This window comes from Pseudoalteromonas sp. T1lg23B, from assembly GCF_002964665.1.
In the GTDB taxonomy this organism is placed as follows: domain Bacteria; phylum Pseudomonadota; class Gammaproteobacteria; order Enterobacterales; family Alteromonadaceae; genus Pseudoalteromonas.
This window is the reverse complement of record NZ_PQBZ01000013.1, coordinates 55,032-63,760: the sequence shown is the minus strand read 5'-3', so window position 1 is coordinate 63,760 and position 8,729 is coordinate 55,032. Positions and strand designations below refer to the sequence as shown.

Below are 8,729 nucleotides of genomic sequence, written 5' to 3'. Positions count from 1 at the left end.
TCTTATTCCTAATTCTTTATTATTCTTGTCATTTTTAAAATTCTAATACTTCAATCGAAGTATCTTCTGCCTGCTGAGATAACGCCTTTGTCTGCTCGAGTTGCTGCTGTATCTTGGCGTAGGCAGTGGTTGGAAGTAGCGCTACATCCATGAGTCTTTGTGCGCTGTTATCCATTAATGTCGCTAAAATTGTTTGATAGTTTTCAGACATCGTCTTGATAAACTCAGCATCAAAATGTGGCGTGTGGTAATACACCACCCATTCGAGCTGCTGCTCAGGTACGAGCATCAATGACAATGGAAATTCAGATTTATCCAGGCTATCTACCCATTCCACCCAAAGGCTGCTGTCAGGCTGCTTGGTTGGCGCTGTTAGTGGGAAGTTTTCATACACAAACAAACTGTTGATCACCTCACTCACCGAGCTTAAGCCCCCTTGTTTGAGCACTTCGCTCAATGGCAAAAAGTCGTTTTCAGCAATGCCAAGTTGTAACTGCTGACATTGTTGCAACAACCCTAAGATGCTTTGTTGCTGATCAAGTTTGATGCGCACCGGAACCGTGTTAATAAACGGCCCGACGATTTCTTCTACACCTTCAAGGGCTGCCGGACGTCCTGATAAGGTGGTTGCAAACACTACATCTTCACTGTCACTGTATGTAGATAGCGTCAGCGCCCATGCAAGCTGCGCGATGGTATTGACTGTGATGCGATGCTGTTTAGCAAAGCTCTGTACTTGCTCAGACAGCTCGGCACTAAAGTGACAAGAAAATCTGTCTATGCTGGCCACTTGTGTTGCCTCGTTTTGACCTGCCAATGGCTTACACATCGGTGCATTGCTTAAACTTTGCTGCCAGAACTGCTTGGCGGCCTGATTATCCTGTCGGTTCAACCAGCCAACATAATCGGCAAATGGATGTGCAGGAGGTAACGCCAGATCGCTGCCATCTAAATAAGCTAAATAGAACTGTGCGAGCTCTTTGAGCACCACACCACGTGACCAACCATCGGAAATCCCATGGTGTTCACTGAGCAACATGCGATAACAATCCTCTGAGAGTTTCACTAGGTTGATACGCATCAATGGTGCTTGCGCAATATCAAAGTTGGTTTGGGCATCTTGCGCTACCAAGGCATTAAACTTCGCCTCTTGTTGCTCTGAGCTCAGGTGCGTCCAATCGTGAGAATGCCAAGGCACTTGCACATACTCTTTCACCGCTTGCACAAACACCCCTTCATCATTGACATGAAATGCAGTGCGATAAATGCTGTGTCTTTCCACGATGGCTTGCCACGCTGCCTTAAAGGCCGCTTCATTGAGCTCACCACGTAGCTGGTTGACCAACTGCGATACGTACATGCCTTGTGTGTCACTGACCAAGCTCTCATACATCAAACCGACCTGTGTGGATGTCGCTGGCATGGCGCAATGGATGTCATTGTCCGCTAGGCCTGCCAATAAACGTTGGGTACTGGCGTGATGGGCATCATTGGCAAAATACTGCAACTGAGTTTGAGCCTCTGAACTAAAGCGAGGTAAGGTCTCAACTTGCTCGGCAATAAACGCCATCTTGCTTTGCCACAACTCAACCAATGCTTGAATTTTGTCACGCGCGATACGGGTCTGATTAAAGATGATGGAGAAGTTAATTTGCTTATCCAGCATCGCACCAAGGAAATCAATTTCGTACAAACGCTGCTGTCTATGTGAAGTTTGTACCCCTGAAGATTCAGGCGCAAAACTGATGTCGCGCTCATCTGCCACATCAAAGGTGCCTAAATAGTTAAAGCTCATGTGTGGTACTGGCATGTTACGCAATGCATTATCCGCAGTGTGATAACGCAGCCAGTTAAAGCTCACACCTTGATTCGGAATGGCTGCCATATGACGTTTAACTTGTCTAAAGGTGTCACTCAATTCACCCGACGCTGCGCCACTTAGACGTACTGGATAGAGTGAAGTAAACCAACCCACAGTGCGACTCACATCCGGAGTGTTTGCAGGTAGATTCTCTCGACCATGACCTTCCATCATCAGATACATGCTGGGTTGGTCAGCCCACTGCTCATAAGCCAGCAGTAGACTCGTTAATAACACCTCATTGATAGACAAGTTACACTTGGCAGGGAGCTGGCGAACTAACTTTTCTGATAGTGATTTATCCAACTTAAATTCGATGGATTGCTCTTCTTGGCGGGTATTTTCAAAACGATTATCTACAAACGCCAATTCATCATTACCGTTATCCTGCTGATGCTGCTCTAGATACCAACGGGCTTCTTCAGCACAATCATTACTGTCTAGGTACTCTTCCCATGCATTGATCCATGTGTTGTAACTTGCTGTTTTAAGTGCCTTTTGGTCTGGAGCTTGATAATAGAACATCAAGTCTTCTACCAAGATACGCCAAGATACACCGTCAATCAGTAAGTGGTGCACAACCAACAATAATCGATCGTTACCCGTACTTGGGTCTTCCAGATAGATGGCTCGAACAAGCGCCCCTTCATCCATATTTAATGAACTCTGTAACCCCGTTGCAACTCGCTCTAAACGCTCTGCAAATGGCACGTTATCATCTTGTTCAAGGGTGATACGCTCTAGTTCAATATCGTAACTCGCATCAATTTCACACTGTAATTCAGGCTGATTCACATCAAAGCGCGCACGCAGTAAATCGTGATGCTTCATCAAGGCTCGAATCGCCTTTTGTAACCGCGCAAAATCGGGCTTCTGCTTGAACTTCAACATGGTAGATAGGTTCATATGATGCGGATCGCTCAGCGCTAAGCTGTGGAACCAACGTCCAATCGCCGCCGTTTTAATTTCTCCGGTGATGAACTCATCAATATCAACCGTGACTTCATCAATACCCGCTTTAGCGCTGAGTTCTGTCAAAGATTGGGTTTCAAATAATTGGCGCGGTTCAATCGCGATTCCGACGCCTTTGGCACGGGCCACCACCTGAATAGCAATGATTGAATCGCCACCAATGGCGAAGAAGTTATCGTCATAACGCACACGAGATAACGACAATAAATCACAGAAAATCTGAGCTAAATGTGTCAGTACTGTCTTGGGCTCATCGCGACCTGCTACGTAACAAGCTTGCGCGCTATCATCCTCATTGGCATCGGTGACGCGAGTTTCAATGCGTTGTCCAAAACCATCGGTTTTAGGTAGTAGACTTAAGGTTTCGGCCGTTGATGAGATAACCTGTGTTGCATGAGTTGCTTGCGCAACGTACTGACTGATAAATAGATTGCTTTGGTCAATACCGATAAGCAGCGCGCTGTGATCCGTGCGCAATGCTAGGCGCAGAGCTGCTATCCCTTGTTCTGGGCTCAGTACGTAATACCCTTTAGCACGCGTTTGTTCGTTGTTTACATGCTCAGCACTCATACCTAACTGCTGCCACATACTCCAATGTAAGCACTGTGCTGAGTAGCCTTGCGCATTAAGTGAGTGACAAATTGCTTCTAGCTGACTGTTTGCTGCTGCGTACGCGGCATATTGTGTACCACCAAAATAGCCATTCACAGAGCCAAAGTGGATTTGTCTTACTTCCTGACGCCCAGCCAACGCTTCAGCAATGGCCATCGCACCTTGTACTTTCGCATGTAATGATGCCTGTAGTGCTGTGATATCTTCATCAGCAATCATCGCTGTACGTAATTGACCAGCTAAGTGCAACACACTGCCAATTGGCTTGTTCCAGCGCTGTTCATAGTCATTGATCACCTGCTTAAGCGCTGCGCTGTCTGTAATGTCTAAGCGTTGATAAGCCACTTTGCAGCCTGAGTTTGCGAGATTAGCTAGTTTGGATTGCTGCGCTTCATCAAGCTCACTACGTCCAACGAGTAACACATCCGCCGAGCCATTTTGTGTCATAGCCTGTGTGATCACTTGTGCGATACCACCCATACCACCGGTGATTAAAGTGAAGCTCTCAGCGCTAAATGGTTCCGGTAACTGGGTCTGATTGAACTCATTAACCTGCGCAAGCTTGTACTCGTAACGCGCACTGTCACGTAGAGCAACCGTCGCGCTTGTTGTCGCCGCTCGAAGCTCGTTTATTAAGTGAGACGACGTCTCTGTCACATCTATATGCGTACAAGTGACTGCTGGGTACTCTTGACGTAACGTGGCCAAGAATCCATGTAGGCCACCTAATTGCGTATCAACCGCTTCATCGGCAACACTAAAAGCCTGCTGCGTGATCACATCTAATCTAGCTAGTTTGTGCTGCGCTTGTTGCACTATGCTCAGCACATCACCTAGCGCCTGAGCCGTGTTCGCATGGTAGATAACACGCCACGTATCACCCACGCTTAGTGCTTGCTCTAACTGTGATAGGTCCGCAATGCACTGTACATTTGCTGTTCCTAGGGTCTCTGCGCTCAGCTGTTGAGCCAGTGAGTTGTCGCTACTGATAACTAACGTATCCAACTGGCACGAATATTCTGCACCGCGTTGTGCGCGCTGCCAGTGTGGACGATAGAACCAAGCGGGTAGATACTGCTCGTCCTGCGCCATATCAAACTCAATGATGCGCTGGTCAAACTCACCCGCCGCAAACGCGCTCGCCAGTTTATTGCGTTGGATTTTACCAATCGACGTACGTGGAAACTCATCGGCTTCTAGTGGGATAAAGTACTGACAAGCCACTTGTAGCTTACGCAAACAAGCCTGCTGAATGCGTGCTTTAAGTTCGCTAAGTTCTGCCTCTTCGACCTTATCAGTGGTAAAGAAAATCGCCACTTTGTCTGTGTCATCCGAAGACTTTCTTACCGCACAAGCGGCAGTATGTGCAACCAACACGCCTTCAACCGATTCAACGACTTGTTCGATTTCCTGACCTTGGTAGTTATTACCATTGATAATAATCAGATCTTTGGCACGACCGGTAATCGCCAACTGGCCTTGGTTAATCACCGCGAGATCTCCGGTGATAAACCAGCCATCATCCGTGAACGCTTCATCGTTGGCTTCTTCGTTATTCAGATATCCCATCGTCACAGGTGCACCCTTGATTTGCAGCTGCCCGACTTGAGATTCTTTAAGTACCTTATCGTCGCCATCTACAACGCGCATTTGCACGCCTGGCACCGCACCACCTACCGTGACATAAGGTGTATTACCTGGCTTGTTTAGCGGATCAAAGTCGGTATTTACCGCAACCCCTGAACAGGTTTCAGACATGCCCCATGCCGGATGCATGGCCTGTGAACTCAACTGATAAGGCGCTAGATTTTCTAAGAAACGTTTCGCTGTTTTTTCAACAACTGCTTCACCGCCATTGAGTACAAAGTGCAAGGCACTCAAATCCCAACCATAATCAACCTCTGGGTCGATGTGCTCGTTCAGTAATGCATACGCAAAGTTAGGAGCCCACGTGTTGTTCACCTTAAACTGGCTCAGGCAGTCAAGCCATAATAAAGGCTGTTTCAAAATAACATCGGTAGCACAGTGATATTGGTTCGAGCCTAAATAAACATCGAGTAGGTGGTACATCACAATCCCACCCACATGATCCAATGGCATCCAGTTGAAACTCGTGGTGTTTTGGTCAAATTGTCCAACTTTTGCCATAGCTGCTGAACGGCTGATCAGAGCACGATGCGTTTGCTGTACCGCTTTAGGTTTACCTGTACTACCAGAGGTCAATAATAATAACGTTACCGCATCCAAGTCTGCTGCATGCACCTCACCGGGCTGGTGGGCCAGCAACTCTTCTAATAACAAAGCATGCTCAAGTGTTGTTTGTGTTGTTAGCACGCTCTGATTAGCGTGTTCACAAATCGCGGCTTTGATATGTAAGTCTTTAACGCTGCTGGTGATTTTCTCAAAATCTTTATCTTGAACATCATAGCTGTCAGGGCACGCCACCGGCATAGGCACCATCCCTGCGACTAAACATCCCCAAAATGCACGCACGATATCGGCGTTATTCGCAAGCTGCAACACCACTCGATCCCCAGCTGTAAGACCCGCGTTGTACAAACCATTTGCCACGCGCTTTGCTTGCTCTAGTAATTCTGCATAGCCAATGCGCTGCGTCTCACCTTGCTCATTAAGCACAAAGGTCACACCATGGTCGGTTTGTGCTGCATTACACAAAAGCTCTGCTAAGTTGTTCGGTAGGGCGTCAAAATCGAGCGCTTCCCCACAGCTTGTCGCCGGTGTGTCATTGCTCTGTGATGCCTCACTGCCTTGTTGCTGACGCGCCAGTTGCTGGAGTGAAATCGGCTCTGCAGTGCGTAAGTTGCTCTCCAAGTAACCGTCCACACCAATCAATTGCTCGCGGTCAAATAAAGCGACTTCTTCCAACTTAGTAAAGTTGATTGCACCTTGTGTGTTACGTGGTAATTGCGACACAAAAGCCAGCGCATGCGGGACTTGATGCGCGGGGAGCGCTTCGCTCAATTCGCTATACAAGCGTTCGCCTGATAATGGACGATTGCTGACAATATAAGCCACTAAACGATAAATGCCCGCACTGTCTTTACGGTTATAAACCACGGCATCTTGCACCCCTTGCTGAGCCAATAATTGTGCTCTGATGGCTGCGCACTCAACCCAGCGACCATTGTGCCAAGCCTGTAACTGAGTATGACGATTGCCCACATAGTGCAATAAGCAGATCTCACCATTTTCAATACAAGCTGCAATCCCTGTTAAATACTGTTCTACCTTAAGCTCTCCCACTGCACCCTCTGGTAACACTTCACCCAGAGTATTCACAATGCTGACTTCTCCTGTGTAAGCAACCCCTTTACCCTTCATTGCTGAGCTTGCTATCACACTGGGTAAACAATGTGGCATTGACCAAGTGAAGTAAGCCGGAATTGCCAATGCACTGAGATCAAAATCAGGTTGCGCACCGTTGACCAACACAGCGCGTAACGCCTGTGTTGTGCCTAGGCGACTGAGTGCTTGTGCTGTTGCAGGGTTGGCCACTAATACAGTGGCCGCTTCGCTTATCTCATCAAGGCCGTTGATGAAGTGACACTGTGCGCCAACCGCTGATGCCCAAAGGTTAACCAATAATGATAATTCAGGGCTCAACTGCGCCTCTAATAACACCGTATCTTGTGCCGTGAGCGGTAAATATTGCTGCATAAAGTTGACTGACTGTTGCCAGTTCAATTTTACATCTAAAGACTGCCATTGCTGTTGCAAGGTTTTATGGTCTGTTTGTGCGCTGATACGCTCTGCGACCTGCTCCGCACTGAATTCAAAGTTCGCAACTGGAGCAACCACGCCAGCAGCTTGATTTAGGGGAGTGAACAACTCAGCCAGCGGCAAGTCTGACGCGGTACGGGTTGTCACATAATCGACGATCGCATTAAAAGTCGCGGTTAAGGCTTCAATCATCGATGCTGAAAATAAGTCTTCTTTGTAAGAAAAGACCACCTGATGATCATTGAAATTGCTGGTGAAAAACTCAAAAATCATATCGAATTCAATGGTCTTACGAGCTAGGTGGACTGGTTCAACTTGGATATCATCCAGTTGCAGCTCTTCTTTGTCTGAAGCATGTAATGCGAACAACACTTGGAATAACGGCGAATAGTGCGCACTACGCTCTAGTTGCAGACTATCAACCACTTCTTCAAATGGGACGTTTTGGTTCGCAAATGCCTGTAAAGACATGGCTTTAACTTGGTTTAAATACTCAACAAACGTGCTGCTGCGTTTCGGCTGACTGCGCAGCGCCACGGTGTTGGACATCATGCCGATAACGCCGTCAAACTGGGCCCGTTTACGGTTAGCAACTGGCGTACCCACGGTTAAATCTTCAACGCCACTAAAGTAGCTTAGTGCTAATTTAAAGGTGGCGACCAATACCATAAAGAAGCTGGCTTGATGATCGTTCGCTAGCTGCTTTAAGCCCTCAATTTGCTGCTCACTCAATTGGAACAAATGTGATTGAGCATTCAACGTCAACTGTGAACTACGCGGTACCATTGTTGGCATTGGCAAATGTTCAGGTGCTCCATGTAACTGTTTTTTCCAGTAAAGGCGCTGCTGATCGGCGCTACTGCTCTCTAGCCAATCCTTTTCCCAAGCCACAAAGTCTCTGAACTGGCATGCATTGGCTTTAACATCGTCGCGTTGACCATCCAAATATGCAAAATAGTTCTCGTTTAGCTGCTCCTCGATCAAACCTAATGACCAGCCATCCGCAAGGATATGGTGGATCACAAACATAATGATGTGTGAACCGTCTGCCAAAGGCACACAATCGACGCTGAACAATGGCAGCTTATCTAGTGCAAAGGCAACATCACTTTGTTTTGCAACAAACGCTTCAACCTGCTCTCTATCTTTAACAAAATCCAGCGCCAGTGGTGCTAACATGTTCACTTCAACTTGATACTCAGGCTCTACCACCTGTAGTGGGGTATCCCCCTCTTTGTAGTAAGTTCTGAACATCTCATTACGGTTAACCAACTGCTGGATAGACCAACGAAATGCTTCTGGATTAAAGTCCCCAACAAAGCGCAATGCTGAAACAATATTGTATGCATTGTCACCGTGGTTTAACTGCTCAAATAACCACATTCTTTGTTGTGCATTGGATAAACCAAACTCTCGTGTAACCGGCGCAACCGTTTCTTTTTTAGTCGTTTTTTGGCTATTTTGGAGCTTTTTAAGCAAAAGCTCCCGCTGCTCGGGTGATAGCTTCGCCAACCGAGCTTTTAAATTTGCTGTAGTCATGGTG

At 47.2% G+C, this 8,729-nt stretch carries 1 protein-coding gene; it reads right to left on the bottom strand.

The annotated features are described in order from the left end of the window. Nucleotides 1-34: 34 nt before the first annotated feature. Nucleotides 35-8,725 carry an SDR family NAD(P)-dependent oxidoreductase gene (locus C2M32_RS03980; protein ID WP_105167219.1) on the bottom strand — a complete coding sequence of 2,897 codons (8,691 nt, stop codon included), beginning with the start codon at nt 8,723-8,725 and terminating at the stop codon, nt 35-37. Nucleotides 8,726-8,729 lie beyond the last annotated feature (4 nt).